Here is a 15,828-nt window from a genome sequence, read left to right on the forward strand (position 1 = left end):
GCATCTGGATGAGCTGACGCGTGAACTCGTACCGGATCTCGACGTGTTCGTGGCGTATTCGTCGGTGTCGGGGGTGTTCCTCGGGGCGGGTACGGGGAGTTACGGGGCGGCGAACGCGTGCATGGACGGGTTGCTGGCGCGGCGTCGGGCGGCGGGGTTCCCGGCGCAGTCCCTCGCGTGGGGACTGTGGGAGCAGACCACCGGCATGGCGGCCGGCGCCGACGAACTCGTCCGCGGCCGGCTCAGCCGCCGCGGCGGCGTCCTCGCCCTCGGTCCCGAAGAGGGCATGCGGCTGTTCGACGCGGCGCTGGACAGCGACCGGACCCTGCTGGTGCCGGCCAGGATCGACCTGCGGGGGCTGCGGGCCGACGCGAGCGCCGGGGCCACCGTGCCGCCGCTGCTGCGCGGACTCGTCCGTCCGGGCCGGCAGTCCGCACGGGTCGCCGTCACCGGCGACGAACGGCGCCTGCTGGCCCAACGCCTGGCCGAGCTGCCGGCGGGGGAGCGGACCGAAACCCTGCTGGAACTGGTGCGCACCCAGATCGCCGTCGTCCTCGGCTACGCCGCCACCCACCAGATCGACACCGACCAGGGCCTGTTCGAGATCGGCTTCGACTCACTGACCGCACTGGAACTGCGCAACCGCATCAGCGACCTGACCGGCACCCGGCTCGGCGCGGGCCTCGTCTTCGACCATCCGACCCCCGCGCTGATCGTCGCCCACCTGACCGAGCGCATGTACGGCGAGGACGTGACCGGGCCCGTGGCCCTGTCCGTCTGAGGCGTCCACCCACCGCGCCGACCCGAAGGGAGCAGTTGACCGCATGTTCGACGTGGATGCCTACCTCCAACGCCTCGGCTGGACCGGGCAGCGACCCGGCCCCGACCTCGACACCCTGCGCACCCTGCACAAACGACACCTGATGACCCTGCCGTACAACGTCGCGGGCCAGGGCTTCGCCGACGGCGTCCACCTCGTGGACATCGACGAGGACGAGACGTTCCGCACCGGCGTCATGGAGGGAGTGGGCGGCACCTGCTTCCAGCTCAACCGGCTCTTCTTCCGGCTCCTGACCGAACTGGGCTACGAGGTGTCCCTGCTGGCCGCGAGCACCGCCGAGGGGCGGGAGAACTTCGGCACCGAGATCGAGCACATGTTCATCCGGGCCGTCCTCGACGGCGAGGAGTGGCTCGTCGACGTCGGCTACCCCGGACCGTCGTACCTCGAACCGCTGCGGGTCGGCGACGAGGTGCAGACCCAGTACGGCTGCCAGTACCGGCTCGTCCGCGGAAGCGACGCGGACGGCGAGGGCACCGGGGGCGGCGAGGCCGATGCCCCGATCGCCCTGCAGCGGCGCGGCCGCGTCACCCGGTGGGGCACCGTCTACACGTTCCGGCTGCGGGCCCGCCAGTGGCACGACTGGAAGGAACTGGAGGACCGGGCCCGCGCCCACCACGCCACCGCCTCCGCCGCCGCGGACGACAGCCAGGGCATCCTGTGCGGCCGGTCCTTCGACAACGGCCAGGCCGTGCTCAAGGGACACCGGTACCTGGTCGTCCGGGACGGCCGCGAACACGTCCGCACCGTCGTGGACGACCAGGAACACCGCAGGCTCGTCGCCGCCATCCGCACCGGCGACCTCGACCCGGCCGACCTCGCGTGACCGGGCGCCCGAGCGACCGAACCCACGTCACCAGCACACAACCGGAAGGACATTCCATGGGCCAGAAATCAGTCGACGTCGTCGTCATCGGCGGGGGACCGGCCGGCGCGGTGAGCGCCTACCTGCTGGCCAAGCGGGGGCACTCGGTGGTGCTCCTGGAGCGCGACGAGTACCCGCGCTTCCACATCGGCGAGTCACTGCTGCCGTACATGATGGGCCTGTTCGACCGGATCGGGATCCGGGAGGCGGTCGAGACCCAGGGCTATGTCCCGAAGACCGGCGGTGAGTTCATCGACCCCACCGAGACGAAGTTCTTCTCCGGCGTCTTCCGCGCCGACTTCGGCAAGCAGGGCGAGGGCCGGTACGACCGCGCGTTCCAGGTCGAGCGGGCCAAGTTCGACGGCATGCTCGTGGAGCAGGCCGGCAAGGCCGGCGCCGAGGTGCACCTCGGCGCCGCCGTCGGCGAACTGCTGATGGAGGGCGACCGCATGGCCGGCGTCCGCTACACCAAGGACGGCGACGAGCACGAGGTCCGCTCGCGGTACGTGATCGACGCCAGCGGGCGCTCCGGCCGCATCGCCAACAAGTTCGGGCTGCGCAAGACGCTGGAGAAGCTCCGCATGGTCGCGGTGTTCCGGCACTACGAGGGCCTGGACGAGGAGCACAACCCCGGCATCGAGGGCGACATCCAGGTCGGCGCGCACGCCGACGGCTGGGTGTGGGCCATCCCGCTGTCCAAGGACGTCATCAGCGTCGGCACCGTGATGCCCCGCGACGTCTTCCGCGCCTCCACCCCCGAGGCGGTGTTCGAGGAGCACCGGGCCCGGATACCGCGGATCACCACCCGCCTCACCGGCACCCGGCCGATCATGGACCTCAAGGTCGAGGCCGACTACTGCTACCACACCGACACCGTCACCGGTCCCGGCTGGGTCATGGTCGGCGACGCCGGCTGCTTCGGCGACCCCATGTTCTCCGGTGGTGTCCTCGTCGCCTCGGCCACCGCGGTCCGCGCCGCCGACACCCTCAGCGAAGCCCTGAACACCCCGGAGAACGCCGACCGGCTGCTCGACGAGTACGCCAACTTCTTCAAGACCGGCTACGACACCTACATCCGGCTCATCCACGCCTTCTACGACGGCGAACTGGTCGCCGCCGCCGCCGACGCCGGCCGCACCACCGACCGCGACGCGCTGGAGCGCTACATGATCCGGCTGATCGGCGGCGACTTCTGGAGCGAGCACAACGCGGTCGCCCAGGAGATGCGCCGGCGCCCCGAATGGGACACCTTCGCCCCGTTCCAGCGGGTCTTCGGCTGCCCGTCCTACCCGCACCTGGACGAGCAGGACCGCAAGGAGCGCGCCGAGTCCCGCGTCCGCCGGGTGACCGCCGGCCAGTAGCCCCCCGGGGCGTCAGCCACGGAGCCCGGCCACGGTGTGCCACCGCCGGCCGGGCTCCGGGCGACCGACCGAGCCCGCGCGCAACCGAACAAGGTGAAGCGGAAGTGACAACAAGAGTCCCGGTGCGCTTCGACGACCGGTCCTACGAGGTACTCATCGGCCCCGGCGTACGCTCCGCCCTGCCCGGAATCATCGAGCGGCTCGGCGCCCGGCGCGTCGCGGTGGTCTCGGCCCGCCCCGCCGAGTGGGTGCCCGACACCGGAGCGCAGACGCTGCTGCTGCCCGCCCGGGACGGGGAACCCGACAAGAACCTCGCCACCGTGGAGGCCCTGTGCGCCGCGTTCGTGCGGTTCGGGCTGACCCGCTCCGACGCCGTCGTCTCCGTCGGCGGCGGCACCACCACCGACGTCGTCGGCCTCGCCGCCTCGCTCTACCACCGCGGGGTGCCCGTCGTGCACCTGCCGACCACCCTGCTCGCCCAGGTCGACGCCAGCGTCGGCGGCAAGACCGCCGTCAACCTGCCCGAGGGCAAGAACCTGGTGGGCGCCTACTGGCAGCCCGCCGCCGTCCTGTGCGACACCGACTACCTGACCACGCTGCCGGATCGCGAACTGCGCAACGGCCTCGGGGAGATCGCCCGCTGCCACTTCATCGGCGCGCCCGGCCTGCACGGGCTGCCGCTCGCCGAGCAGATCGCGGCCAGTGTGACGCTCAAGGCGGGCATCGTCTCCGCCGACGAACGCGACACCGGACCCCGGCACCTGCTCAACTACGGCCACACCCTCGGCCACGCCCTGGAGGCGGCCACCGGCTTCGCCCTGCGGCACGGCGAGGGCGTCGCCGTCGGCACCGTCTTCGCGGGCCTGCTGGCCGGCACCCTCGGCCGGATCCCGCCCGACCGGGTACGCGAACACCGGCAGGTGGTCGCCTCCTACGGCCTGCCCACCGCACTGCCCGACGACGCCGAGCCCGGCACGCTGATCGAGCTGATGCGCCGGGACAAGAAGGCCCGCTCGGGCCTCACCTTCGTCCTGGACGGCCCGGCCGGCGCCGAACTCGTCGCCGGCGTGCCCGAACCGGCCGTCGCCGAGGCCCTGGCCCGGATGGAGCGCGCCCCCCTCGACCGGCTCCGCGCCGGTGCCCCCGCCGGGACACCGGGAACCCGGGCGGCGGTGACATGACGTACTCACCACGCTGGCCGCCCGGCACCCCGGGACGGACCCGGCGGCGGGCGGTCGAGCGGGTCCTCGCCGACCGGCTCGAAGTGGCCCTGGCCAGGCCCGCCGCCCAGCAGCCGGACTGGCCGGACCCGGACCGGGCCCGGGCGGTGGTGCGCGGGCTCGCCGCCGGCGAGCCCCTCGTCACCCCCGCCGAGACCCGGCGGCTGCTCGACCGGCTCGGAGCCGTCGCCCGCGGCGAGGCCCTCCTGCTGCAGTCCGGTGACTGCGCGGAGACCTTCGCCGACACCACCGAGCCCCACCTGCGGGCCAACCTCGGACTGCTCCGGCGGATGGCGCTCGTCCTCACCCACGCCGCGGGCCTGCCCGTGGTCACGGTGGCCCGGGCCGCCGGACAGTACGCCAAACCCCGCTCCGCGGCCGTCGGCGCCGACGGGCTGCCCGCCTACCGGGGCGACATCATCAACTCCGGGGAGCCGGACCGCGCGGCCCGCACCCCCGACCCGGAACGCATGGCGCGCGCCCACCAGCACGCCCGGGAGGCGATGGCCGTGGTCCGCCGGCTCGCCCGCGGCGACCTCGCCGACGCGCAGGCCCTGCACGAGGAGAACCGGCGTTTCGTCAGCACCGCGCCGGGCGGTCTCCGGCACACGGCACGGGTCGCGGAGATCGGCCGCGGACTGCGCTTCATGACCGGCGTCGGCGCCCCCGCCCCGCGGCTCGGCGAGATCTGGACCAGCCACGAGGCCCTGCTCCTCGACTACGAACGCACCCTGCTGTGGATCGACACCGAGGGCCCCGAACCCGCACTGTCCAGCGGACTCGCCCACTTCCTGTGGATCGGGGAACGCACCCGGGCACCCGACGGCGCCCACCTCGCCTTCGCCGAACTGCTGACCAACCCCGTCGGCGTGAAGATCGGCCCCGGCACGACCCCGGAACAGGCCGTGGAGTACGTACGCCGCCTGGACCCGCACGGCGTGCCCGGCCGGCTCACCCTGATCAGCCGGATGGGACACGACCGGGTGCGCGAGGTGCTCCCGCCGATCGTGGAGAAGGTCACCGCCTCCGGCCGCCAGGTGATCTGGCAGTGCGACCCCATGCACGGCAACTCCCGCACCACCGCGTCCGGTCACAAGACCCGCCGCTACGAGGACATCCTCGACGAGATCACCGGCTTCCTGGAGGTCCACCGGGCGCTCGGCACCCATCCCGGGGGCCTGCACCTGGAGGCGACCGGCGAGGACGTCACCGAGTGCACCGGCGGCCCCAGCGGCCTGTCCGAGGCGGACCTGCCCGCCCGCTACCGCACCGCCTGCGATCCCCGCCTCAACGCCGAACAGTCCATGGGACTCGCCCTCACCGTCGCGGAGCTGTTCGCGGCCGGGACGACCCGCGGCACGGAGGCACCACGATGACCGAACCCCGACAGCCGGCCCCCGCCGGCACCCCGCCCCAGGCCCTGATCGGCGGGACCACCCGGCTCTACGCCGTCCTCGGCGACCCGGTGGACCAGGTCCAGTCACCCGGACTGCTCAACCCGCTCTTCGCCCGCCTCGGCATCGACGCCGTGCTCGTCCCCGCACACGTCCGCCCCGCCGACCTGGAGACGGCCGTCCGGGGACTCCAGCGCGTCGGCAACCTCGACGGCCTCTTCGTCACCGTCCCGCACAAGGCGGCCGCCGCCCTGCTGGCCGACCGGCGCAGCCCCACCGTCGAGATCACCGGCAGCGCCAACGCGCTGCGCCGCGAACCCGACGGCTCCTGGCTCGCGGAGAACTTCGACGGCTCCGGCTTCGTGTCGGGCCTGGTCCGGGCCGGTCACCGGCCGAACGGGGCCCGCGTGACGCTGGTCGGCGCGGGCGGAGCAGGCAGCGCCATCGCGGCGGCCCTGCTCGACGCGGGCGTGCACCGGCTGACCCTCACCGACCCCGACACCCCGCGGCTGACCGCACTCGTCGACCGGCTGGCCGTCCACTGGCCGGGCCGCGTCCGGGCCGCCGGACGACCACCCCTGAGCGACAGCGACATCGCCGTCAACGCCACCCCGCTCGGCCTGCGCCCCGACGACCCCCTGCCCTTCGCACCCGACGCGCTGCCACCCGGCGCCGTCGTCGCCGACATCATCATGAAACCCCGCGCCACCCGGCTGCTGCGCGAGGCCGCCGCACAGGGCCTGCACGCGCACCACGGCCACCACATGCTCACCGGCCAACTCGACTCCTACCGCGCCTTCTTCGGCCTGCGCGCGCCCTGACCCCCGCACTCCACGCCGCGACACCCCGCACTACCAGACCGGGGGATGGGAGGCCAGGCGCGCCGCGTCCTAGTCTGAGGACGGCCAGCATCGCGCGAACCGTCCGGACCGGCGCCGTCACCCCCTTCCACCTCGCACGCTCGTTTTCGCCCAGCCCGTTCCCGACGGAGATTTGGAGAACCATGAACGCGCGACCGGCACCGGAATTCCCCACCTGGCCCCAGTACGACGACGCCGAGCGGACCGGACTGATCCGGGCCCTCGAACAGGGCCAGTGGTGGCGCATGGGCGGCACGGAAGTCGCCACCTTCGAGGAGGAGTTCGCCGACTTCCACGGCGCCCCGCACGCCCTGGCCGTCACCAACGGCACCCACGCCCTCGAACTCGCCCTCCAGGTCATGGGCGTCGGCCCGGGCACCGAGGTCATCGTGCCCGCCTTCACCTTCATCTCCTCCTCGCAGGCCGCCCAGCGCATCGGCGCGGTCGCCGTCCCCGTCGACATCGACCCGGACACGTACAACATCGACGTCGCCGCCGCGGCCGCCGCGATCACCCCGCGCACCCGGGCGGTCATGCCCGTGCACATGGCCGGTCTGATGGCCGACATGGACGCCCTCGGCAAGCTCTCCGCCGACACCGGCGTACCGGTCCTGCAAGACGCCGCCCACGCCCAGGGCGCCCGCTGGCAGGGCAAGCGGGTCGGCGAACTCGGCTCGGTCGCCGCGTTCTCCTTCCAGAACGGCAAGCTGATGACCGCCGGCGAGGGCGGCGCCCTGCTCTTCCCCGAGAGCGACCTGTACGAGTCGGCGTTCCTGCGGCACAGTTGCGGCCGCCCGCGCACCGACCGCCACTACCTGCACCAGGTGGCCGGCACCAACATGCGGCTCAACGAGTTCTCCGCCTCCGTGCTCCGCGCCCAACTGCGCCGCCTGCCCGCCCAGACCGAACTGCGCGACCGGCGGTGGGCGCTGCTGTCCCGGCTGCTCGGCGACATCGAGGGCGTCGTACCGCAGGGCGGTGACGTCCGCGCCGACCAGAACACGCACTACATGGCGATGTTCCGGATTCCCGGCATCTCCGAGGCGGACCGCAACGCCCTGGTGGACCGGCTGGTCGACGCCGGGCTGCCCGCCTTCACCGCGTTCCGCGCGGTCTACCGCACCGACGCCTTCTGGGAGATCGGCGCCCCCGACGAGAGCGTGCGGCAGATCGCCGAGCGCTGCCCGAACTCCGAGGCCGTCAGCGCCGACTGCGTGTGGCTGCACCACCGGGTGCTCCTCGCCGACGAGCGGAACCTGGAGATCACGGCCGAGATCATCGCGGACGCAGTGGCCGCCGTATGAGCGTGCGGGCCGCCGTGGTGGGGCTCGGCTGGGCGGGGCGGGAGCTGTGGCTGCCCCGGCTGCGGGCCCACCCGGACTTCGACCTGGTCGCCGCCGTCGACCCCGACCCCGAGGCGCGGGCGGCCGTCGCCGCGGCGACGGGCATCCCCGCGCACGCCGGACCGGACGCGCTCGACGCCCGGTCCGTCGACCTCGCCGTCGTCGCCGTACCCAACCACCTGCACACCGCGGTCGCCGCCGCGCTGCTCGGCCGGGGCGTCTCCGTCTTCCTGGAGAAGCCGGTGTGCCTGTCCGGCGCCGAGGCCGACCGGCTGGCCGCGGCCGAGCGGGACGGCGGTGTGCTGCTGGCGGGCAGCGCCGCCCGGCACCGCGCCGACGTGCGCGCGCTGGCCGCGCTCCGGCCCGAGCTGGGCCGGGTACGCCACGTCGACCTGGCCTGGGTGCGGGCCCGCGGGGTGCCGCGGGCGGGCGGCTGGTTCACCCGGCGCAGCGAGGCCGGCGGCGGTGCCCTGGTCGACCTCGGCTGGCATCTCATGGACACCCTGACCGCGCTGGTCGGACCGTCCCCGGTCGGTCAGGCCGTCGGCGCCACCTCGGACGACTTCCTCAACGCCGGGGCCTGGTCCGCGGCCTGGCGGCGCGAGCGGCCCGCCGCCGCCCGCACCGGCGACGTGGAGGACACCGCCCGCGGCTTCCTGCTCCGCGAGGACGGCATCTCCGTGTCGCTGCACACCAGTTGGGCGTCGCACGAGGCGACGGACCTCTCCCTGATCCGGATCGTGGGCAGTACCGGCACCGCCGAACTGCGCTGCACGTTCGGCTTCAGCCCCAACCGGCAGCCCGAGTCCGTGCTGACCCTCACCAGCGAGGGCACCACCCGCCTGCTGCCGGTACCCGCCGAACCCGTCGGCGCCGAGTACGGGCGGCAGTTGGACGGCCTGCCGGCCCTGCTCGCCGACCCGGCCGGGCGGGGCCGGGCCATCGCCGAGGCCCGGACCACCGTACGGCTCATGGAGCGCCTCTACGAGTCCGCCCGGGCCGACCGGGAGGAACCGGGCGAGCCCGTGTACGAGCAGACCACCAGCAGATGAGGACGCCATGACAGTCCACTCGACCGACCTGCCCGTCGCCCCGGCCGGCCTGCTCACGACACCGCCGCGGGTGGTCGTCTTCGACCTGGACGGGGTGCTCGTCGACAGCTTCGCGGTCATGCGGGAGGCCTTCGCGGTCGCCTACGCGGAGGTCGTCGGCGACGGCCCGGCCCCGTTCGAGGAGTATGTGCGCCACCAGGGCCGCTACTTCCCCGACATCATGCGGATCATGGGGCTGCCGCGGGAGATGGAGGAGCCCTTCGTCCGCGAGAGCTACCGGCTCGCCCACCGGGTGGAGGTCTTCGACGGGGTCCTCGAACTCCTGCTGACCCTGCGGGTGCGCGGCCTGCGGCTGGCCGTGGCCACCGGCAAGGCCGGGGACCGGGCCCGCTCACTGCTGGACGGACTGGGCCTGCTGCCGTTCTTCGCGCACGTCATCGGCTCCGACGAGGTGGCCCGGCCCAAGCCCGCGCCCGACATCGTGCGGCGCGCCCTGGAACTGCTGGACGCGCCGCCCGAGCAGGCCATCATGATCGGCGACGCGCCCACCGACCTGGCCAGCGCCCAGGGCGCCGGCGTCGCCGGTGCCGCCGCCCTGTGGGTCGGCCCCGACGAGGAGGAACTGCTCGCCGCCGGACCCGACGCGGTCCTGCGCCGCCCCGCCGACCTGCTCGCCCTGTGCCCGGCCGTACCGGGCCACTGAGCGTGTCCGCCCCCCGGGACCGGCCGCCCGGCGCCGCCCCGGGGGCGGGCCGGCTCGGCATCGACGTCGGCGGCACCAAGGTCGCCCTGCGCGCGGAGAGCGCCGACGGCCGGATCGAGGAGTCGTCCTTCGTCTGGGGCCCGCACCGGGACGCCGACCGCGACCTGGCCGCGCTCGCCGCGCACCTGGCGGCGTTCCCCGCACTCAGCGACGTCCGGGCCGTCGGCGTGGCCATGCCCGCCACCGTCGGCCCCGACGAACGGGTCACCGCCTGGCCCAGCCGCCCCGCCTGGGCCGGGCTCGCCCTCGGTCCCGCCCTGCGCGCCCTGTTCCCCGGCGCGGCGGTCGCCTGGGCGGACGACGGCGACCTCGGCGCCCTCGCCGAGGCGGACGCGGCGGACTGCCCCGACCTGCTCTACCTGGGAGTGGGCACCGGCATCGGCGGCGGCCTGGTGCTGGGCGGCGCCCTGTGCCCCGGCCCCGGCCGGGGCTCCTTCGAGATCGGCCACCTGGTGATCGACCAGGACGGCCCCGCGTGCGTGTGCGGGCGCCGGGGGTGCCTCCAGGCCACCGCGTCCGGACCGGCCACCCTCGCCCACGCCGCCGTGCTGCGCGGCGCCCCGGTCACCTTCGACGCACTGCGGGCGGGCGTGCGCGACCGCCTGCCCTGGGCGGTCGCCGCCCTGGACCGCACGGCCCGCGCCCTGGCGACCGCCATCACGGGCGTCGGTGAACTCGTGCACCCCGAACGGGTCCTGCTGGGCGGCGGGTTCGCCGCGGGCGTCCCGGACCTCCTGGTCACCGTCACCGCCCACCTCACCACCCTCGCCCGCCCCGGCCACCCCACCCCGCCCGTCGGCCCGGCCCGGCTGGGCGCCCTGTCGTCCCTGCGGGGCGCCGTACTCCTCGCCCACCGGCTCTGACCCGCCCCGCCCGCTTCAGCCGGCGCGGCCCGCCGGTGCCGGGGCCGGGGCGGTCAGGCGGGTGCGCAGGTCGTCCACGAGGGCGGCCACCCCGGCCGCGGCAGCCGCCGTACCGAAGACGTGGTAGTCGGGGCGGACCAGCAGGGCGGTCGCGCCGTACCGGTCGAGGAAACCGCGCAGCACCCCGTCGGCGTCCACCGCGTCGGCCAGGTCGCCCGTGCCGTCGGGCGAGGTGCCGGCCGGCCACAGCCGGACCACCTCCGCGCCGGCGTCCCGCAGGAACGACAGCCGCTCGGGGGTGAGGCCCAGCTCCGCCTCGGACTTGGCGAACAGGACGAAGCCGCGCCGCACCGGATCGTCCAGCGGCGCACCGCCGGACAGCGGGAGCAGCCGGCCGTGCGGCAGCACCTCGCCGGCCGGCGGCACCCGGGTGTCCGGGTCGGCGCCCTCCGGGCGGTGCAGCAGACCGCGGGTGACCGGCAGCGCCGGGTCCGGCCGGCCCGGCCCACGGCCGCGCTGGTTGGCCAGCACCGTCGCGTCGCGCTCCGCCGCGGCCGCCGGGTCCGTCACACAGATCAGCCGCCCCAACTGCACCGACGCCAGGATCGACTCGCGGACCTGCGCCTTGCGCTCCTCGGTGTAGGTGTCGAGCAGCGCGTCGGCGGCCCGCCCGCGCAGCACCAGGTCCAGCCGCCACGCCAGGCCGACCACGTCCCGGACGCCCGAGCACATGCCCTGCCCCGCGAACGGCGGCATCAGATGGGCGGCGTCCCCGGCCAGCAGCACATGCCCCGCCCGCCACTCGTCGGCCCACCGGGCCTGGAAGATGTACGTGGTGCTGCGCAGCAGCCGGGCCGTGTCCGGGGTGACGCCGAACGGCGCGAGCAGCCGCCACGCGGTCTCCTCCCGGTTCAGCTCGGCCGCCCGCTCACCGGGCAGCCGCATGAACTCCCAGCGCCGGTGCCCCGGCCCGCTGCCGACCAGCGTGGTGGGCCGGGCCGGGTCGCAGAGCTGCACGTTGGTCGGTACGAACGCGCGCGGCTCCCGCAGCTCCACATCGCACAGCAGCCACTCGTAGGAGAACCCCAGATCGGTGACGGAGACACCCATCCGGTCCCGTACGAAGCTGTTGGCGCCGTCGCAGCCGACCACCCAGCGGGCCCGGAACGTCCGCGCCACGCCCTCGTCGTCCTCGGCGGTCACCGTCACTCCGGCGGGGCCGTCGGCGAGGTCCACGACCCGGCTGTCACGCAGCACCGTGATGCCCGGCAGCTCCGCGGCGCGGGCGGCGAGCAGTTCCTCCAGCGCGGGCTGGTGCATGGTGTTGGCGTCGGGCCAGCCGTACCGGCCCTCGGTGGTGAACCCGATGTCCAGCAGCGTCCTCCCGTCCGCCGTGCGCCACTGGTAGCCGGTGCCCGGCTCGGTGATCCGGCCCAGCTCCCCGCCGATGCCCGCACCGGCCAGCAGCCGGGCCGTCTCCCCGTCGAAACTCGTCGCCCGGGGCAGGGTGTACGGCCGCCGCCGGCGTTCGAGGACCGTCACCCGCCAGCCGCGCTGCGCGAGCAGCACGGACAGCACCGAGCCGACCGGCCCGTACCCGACGACCAGCACATCCGTCACATCGGACGCCGGCGCGGTGGTGGATGCCGGCGCGCCGGCCGGTGACCCATCGGACATGGAAACCCCCTCGGTGCGGCCCGGTGGCGGGCGCTGCTCGGGTGACTCGGGTGAGCGTACGGCCCGGTGACACGTTCCGGCCGGGTTCCGCCCGAGCGCTATCAGGTTGAGGGATACCGGCCCCGAGACGGCTCGGCCTACGCTGCCGAAGTCCCGCACCAGACGCTGATCCCCGCGGATTTCCGACGTGAAAGCGAGCCCTTCGGCATGCCTGGAGCAACGGCACAGTTCGAGACGTGGGTCAGCGTCTTCCGCCCCTCGCCGGACAGCACGGTACGGCTCGTCTGCCTGCCGCACGCCGGCGGTTCGGCGAGCTTCTTCTTCCCGGTCGCCACCGCCCTCGCACCCGAGGTGGAGGTCCTGGCCGTCCAGTACCCGGGACGGCAGACCCGCCGGCACGAAGCCGGCATCGACAACATCACCGACTACGCCGACCAGATCTTCGCGGCCCTCAGCCACCTGGACGACCGGCCGCTCGCCCTGTTCGGGCACAGCATGGGCGCCGTCCTCGCCTACGAGGTGGCCCTGCGCATGCGCGAGGCCGGGCTGCCCGCCCCGGTACGGCTGTTCGCCTCCGGCCGGCGTGCCCCCTCCCGGTACCGCGACGAGCACCTGCACGCGGCCACCGACGAGGAGGTGCTCGCCGAACTGCGCGCCCTCAGCGGCCCCAACCAGGCGATCCTCGCCGACCCCGAGGTGCTGGCGATGTTCCTGCCGGCGATCCGCAGCGACTACACCGCCATCGAAAGCTACCGGCACGACCCCGCCCGGCTGCTCGACTGCCCGGTGACCGTGCTCACCGGCGACGCCGACCCGCGCACCACGCTCGACGAGGCACGCGCCTGGGAGGAACACACCACCGGGCCGACCGACCTGCGGGTCTTCCAGGGCGGTCACTTCTTCCACGTCGAGCGGAGCGCCGAGGTGCTCGCGCTGCTGGCCGGCAGTCTGACCGGCCAGGGCGCCGACACCGCTCGCTGACCCCACCGAACCGCTACCGACTAGGGAAGAGCCCGTGACGCTCGCCGCCCCGGTGCCGACCATGGCCCCGCACTCGCTCCTGGTCTTTCTCCTCCAACTCGCCTTCCTGCTCCTGTTCGCCCTCGTCCTGGGCCGGCTCGCCGAGCGGTTCCGGATGCCCGCGGTCGTGGGCGAGCTGTGCGCGGGCGTGCTGCTCGGCCCGTCCCTGCTCCAGCACGTGCTGCCCGGCTTCTCCGACTGGCTGCTGCCCGGACAGCCGGAGCAGATGCACATGCTCGACGCCACCGGCCAGCTCGGGGTGCTGCTCCTGGTCGGAGTCACCGGCGCCGAGCTGAATTTCGGCCTGGTCCGCAAACGCGGCGTCACCGCGGCCCGGGTCAGCATCGCCGGCCTGGTGCTGCCGCTCGGCCTCGGCATCGCCACCGGGTTCGCGCTGAGCGGCATCCTGCTGCCGGACGGCGTCGACGCCACGGTCTTCGCGTTCTTCCTCGGCGTGGCGATGTGCGTCACCGCCATCCCGGTGATCGCCAAGACCCTCCTCGACATGAACCTGCTCCACCGCGACATCGGCCAGTTGATCCTGTCGGCCGGTGTCGTGGACGACATCGTCGGCTGGTTCCTGCTGTCCGTGGTCTCCGCGATGGCCACCGCCGGACTGACCACGGGCGTCGTGGTGACCGCCGTGCTCTACCCGGTCGGGGTCGTGCTGTTCGCCGTGCTGATCGGCCGCCCGCTGGTGGGTGCCGCGCTGCGCCGGGCGGGCCGGGCCGCGGGCCCCGCGCCCACCATCATGACGGTCGTGATCCTCGTCCTGTTCGGGGCCGCGGCCACCCAGGCCATGGAACTGGAGGCGATCTTCGGCGCCTTCGTCGTCGGTGTGCTGGTGGGCACCAGCAAGGACCTGGACCGGGAGAAGCTGGAACCGCTGAAGACCACCGTCCTGGCCTTCCTGGCCCCGTTGTTCTTCGCCACCGCCGGACTGCGGATGGACCTCACCGGCCTGCGCCACCTGGACGTCCTCGCCGCGGCGCTCGCCGTGCTCGCCGTCGCCGTCATCGGCAAGTTCTCCGGCGCCTTCCTCGGCGCCCGGCTCAGCCGCCTCAACCGCTGGGAGGCGCTCGCCCTCGGGGCCGGCATGAACTGCCGGGGCGTGGTCGAGGTCGTCGTGGCCATGACCGGCCTGCGCCTGGGCGTCCTGGACACCGACTCCTACACCATCATCATCCTCGTCGCGATCGTGACCTCGCTGATGACACCGCCCGTCCTGCGCCTCGCGGTGACCCGCGCCGAGGAACTCGCCGACGCCGAACTCGCACTGAAGGACGCCGACTTCGCCAACCGCCCGGACCCCGCCGCACCCCGGGCGGCCCGGCGCGCCGAACAGTGAGGTGACCCCATGAAGACCCTGCTCCTGCTGAACGGCCCCAACCTCGGCATCCTGGGCCGCCGCGAGCCGGAGATCTACGGCACCGACACCCTCGCCGACATCGAGAAGGCCGTCGCCGCCGAGGTGAGCGGCGCGGGCTGGGAGGTGCTCTCCCTCCAGCACGACTGCGAGGGCGACCTGGTGCGCGACATCAACCGGCACCACGACACCGTCGGCGCCATCGTCAACCCCGGGGCGCTGATGATGGCCGGCTGGAGCCTGCGCGACTCCCTCGCCGCCTACCCGCGGCCCTGGATCGAGGTGCACCTGAGCAACGTGTGGGCCCGGGAGCAGTTCCGGCACGAGTCCGTGATCGCCCCGCTGGCCTCCGGCGTCGTCGTCGGCCTGGGCTCCCTGGGCTATCCGCTGGCCGCGAAGGCGCTGCTGGAACTGGCCGGGGCAGAACGCTGACCACCACCGGACCGGCCCCCGTGCCGCACCGCGACCGTGTCCCGAACCGGGTCCCGAAAGGACGCCACCGATCATGAAGCTCGCAACGCACGAGGTCGGCGACGGCGACCGGACGGTGCTGCTCGTCCACGGCGTGATGTCGTCGGCGGACACCTGGCGCCGGGTGGCGCCCGCCCTCGCCGAGCGCGGCCACCGCGTGATCATGCCGGACCTGCGCGGCCACGGGGACAGCCCGCACGCCGACGAGTACACGCCCGAACTGCTCGCGGCGGACCTGGTGGAGTCGGTCCCGGCCGGTGTCGACCTGGCCCTCGCCCACTCCTTCGCCGCCCCCGTGCTCGCCCTCGCGCTGCCCGGCCTGCGTCCGGCCCGGGTCGTCTACAGCGACCCGGCGTGGAAACTCGGCGCCACCTCGGTCGAGGAGGTACGGGAGTTCGCGCGGGCCACCAAGTCGGCCACCGCCGAGAGCATCGGGCGGCTCTGCCCCCGCTGGCAGCCCGAGGACATCGAGGCGGAGCTGGCCGGATACGCCCGCTGGGACGTCCGGGCCATCGAGTGGCTGCGCAGCGACCGGGACCTGATCCCCAGCCGCGCCGAAGTGCCCTCACTCGTCCAGGGCGCCGGCGACCACCACCTCGTACCGGACGAACTGGCCGGCCGGCTGCGCGCCCGCGGCTTCGAGGTGGTGTACGTGCCGGACACCGGCCACTGCGTCCACCGCGACGACCTCGACGGCTTCCTGAAGTCCCTGGACGGCTGGCTCTGACGGCCGGC

General features: G+C 74.2%; 15 protein-coding genes. 14 read left to right on the forward strand and 1 reads right to left on the reverse strand.

Annotated features, from left to right (window positions below):
* The 10 genes from ABEB00_RS10025 to ABEB00_RS10070 all read left to right on the forward strand — a co-directional run.
* Nucleotides 1–781 (forward strand): beta-ketoacyl reductase (locus ABEB00_RS10025; RefSeq protein ID WP_345618871.1); only part of this gene is annotated, 781 nt, incomplete at its 5' end.
* A gap of 43 nt (nucleotides 782–824) precedes the next feature.
* Nucleotides 825–1,664, forward strand: a complete 840-nt coding sequence (locus tag ABEB00_RS10030) for an arylamine N-acetyltransferase (protein WP_345618872.1) — start codon at nucleotides 825–827, stop codon at nucleotides 1,662–1,664.
* A 56-nt stretch (nucleotides 1,665–1,720) separates the two neighbouring features.
* Complete coding sequence (locus tag ABEB00_RS10035; protein WP_345618873.1) at nucleotides 1,721–3,064, forward strand: NAD(P)/FAD-dependent oxidoreductase; 1,344 nt, start codon at nucleotides 1,721–1,723, stop codon at nucleotides 3,062–3,064.
* Between the two features lie 104 nt (nucleotides 3,065–3,168).
* Entirely contained in the window at nucleotides 3,169–4,245 is a 1,077-nt protein-coding gene (locus ABEB00_RS10040) for a 3-dehydroquinate synthase family protein (protein WP_345618875.1), read from the forward strand.
* Nucleotides 4,242–5,660: a 3-deoxy-7-phosphoheptulonate synthase gene (locus ABEB00_RS10045; RefSeq protein WP_345618877.1), complete on the forward strand. Its 1,419-nt coding sequence runs from the start codon at nucleotides 4,242–4,244 to the stop codon at nucleotides 5,658–5,660. The genes ABEB00_RS10040 and ABEB00_RS10045 overlap by 4 nt, the downstream gene beginning before the upstream one ends.
* On the forward strand, nucleotides 5,657–6,499 hold the full coding sequence (locus tag ABEB00_RS10050; protein ID WP_345618878.1) for a shikimate dehydrogenase family protein: 843 nt from the start codon (nucleotides 5,657–5,659) through the stop codon (nucleotides 6,497–6,499). The genes ABEB00_RS10045 and ABEB00_RS10050 overlap by 4 nt, the downstream gene beginning before the upstream one ends.
* Nucleotides 6,500–6,681: 182 nt before the next feature.
* Nucleotides 6,682–7,842 carry a 3-amino-5-hydroxybenzoate synthase gene (gene rifK, locus ABEB00_RS10055; protein WP_345618879.1) on the forward strand — a complete coding sequence of 387 codons (1,161 nt, stop codon included), beginning with the start codon at nucleotides 6,682–6,684 and terminating at the stop codon, nucleotides 7,840–7,842.
* Nucleotides 7,839–8,933 (forward strand): Gfo/Idh/MocA family protein, encoded by a 1,095-nt coding sequence (locus tag ABEB00_RS10060; protein ID WP_345618880.1) that lies wholly within the window; start codon nucleotides 7,839–7,841, stop codon nucleotides 8,931–8,933. The genes rifK and ABEB00_RS10060 overlap by 4 nt, the downstream gene beginning before the upstream one ends.
* A 7-nt stretch (nucleotides 8,934–8,940) precedes the next feature.
* Nucleotides 8,941–9,636: an HAD-IA family hydrolase gene (locus tag ABEB00_RS10065; RefSeq protein WP_345618881.1), complete on the forward strand. Its 696-nt coding sequence runs from the start codon at nucleotides 8,941–8,943 to the stop codon at nucleotides 9,634–9,636.
* Between the two features lie 2 nt (nucleotides 9,637–9,638).
* A complete protein-coding gene (locus ABEB00_RS10070; RefSeq protein WP_345618882.1) occupies nucleotides 9,639–10,559 on the forward strand; it encodes an ROK family protein in 921 nt (306 codons plus the stop codon).
* A gap of 15 nt (nucleotides 10,560–10,574) precedes the next feature.
* Here the strand turns inward: ABEB00_RS10070 and mhpA are convergent, their stop codons facing one another.
* On the reverse strand, nucleotides 10,575–12,236 hold the full coding sequence (mhpA, locus tag ABEB00_RS10075) for a bifunctional 3-(3-hydroxy-phenyl)propionate/3-hydroxycinnamic acid hydroxylase MhpA (RefSeq protein ID WP_345618883.1): 1,662 nt from the start codon (nucleotides 12,234–12,236) through the stop codon (nucleotides 10,575–10,577).
* Nucleotides 12,237–12,443: 207 nt separating this feature from the next.
* Between mhpA and ABEB00_RS10080 the strand changes: the two genes are divergently transcribed.
* The 4 genes from ABEB00_RS10080 to ABEB00_RS10095 all read left to right on the forward strand — a co-directional run bounded on the left by ABEB00_RS10080 (nucleotide 12,444) and on the right by ABEB00_RS10095 (nucleotide 15,820).
* The gene (locus tag ABEB00_RS10080; RefSeq protein ID WP_345618884.1) at nucleotides 12,444–13,217 is read left to right on the forward strand and encodes a thioesterase II family protein; all 774 of its coding nucleotides are present in this window, start codon (nucleotides 12,444–12,446) and stop codon (nucleotides 13,215–13,217) included.
* 34 nt (nucleotides 13,218–13,251) lie between these two features.
* A complete protein-coding gene (locus ABEB00_RS10085) occupies nucleotides 13,252–14,604 on the forward strand; it encodes a cation:proton antiporter (RefSeq protein ID WP_345618885.1) in 1,353 nt (450 codons plus the stop codon).
* A gap of 9 nt (nucleotides 14,605–14,613) precedes the next feature.
* Entirely contained in the window at nucleotides 14,614–15,054 is a 441-nt protein-coding gene (locus ABEB00_RS10090; protein ID WP_345618886.1) for a type II 3-dehydroquinate dehydratase, read from the forward strand.
* Between the two features lie 73 nt (nucleotides 15,055–15,127).
* Nucleotides 15,128–15,820 carry an alpha/beta fold hydrolase gene (locus ABEB00_RS10095; RefSeq protein WP_345618887.1) on the forward strand — a complete coding sequence of 231 codons (693 nt, stop codon included), beginning with the start codon at nucleotides 15,128–15,130 and terminating at the stop codon, nucleotides 15,818–15,820.
* Nucleotides 15,821–15,828 lie beyond the last annotated feature (8 nt).

The sequence above is a fragment of the Streptomyces ziwulingensis genome, assembly GCF_039542605.1.
Classification (GTDB): Bacteria; Actinomycetota; Actinomycetes; order Streptomycetales; family Streptomycetaceae; genus Streptomyces; species Streptomyces ziwulingensis.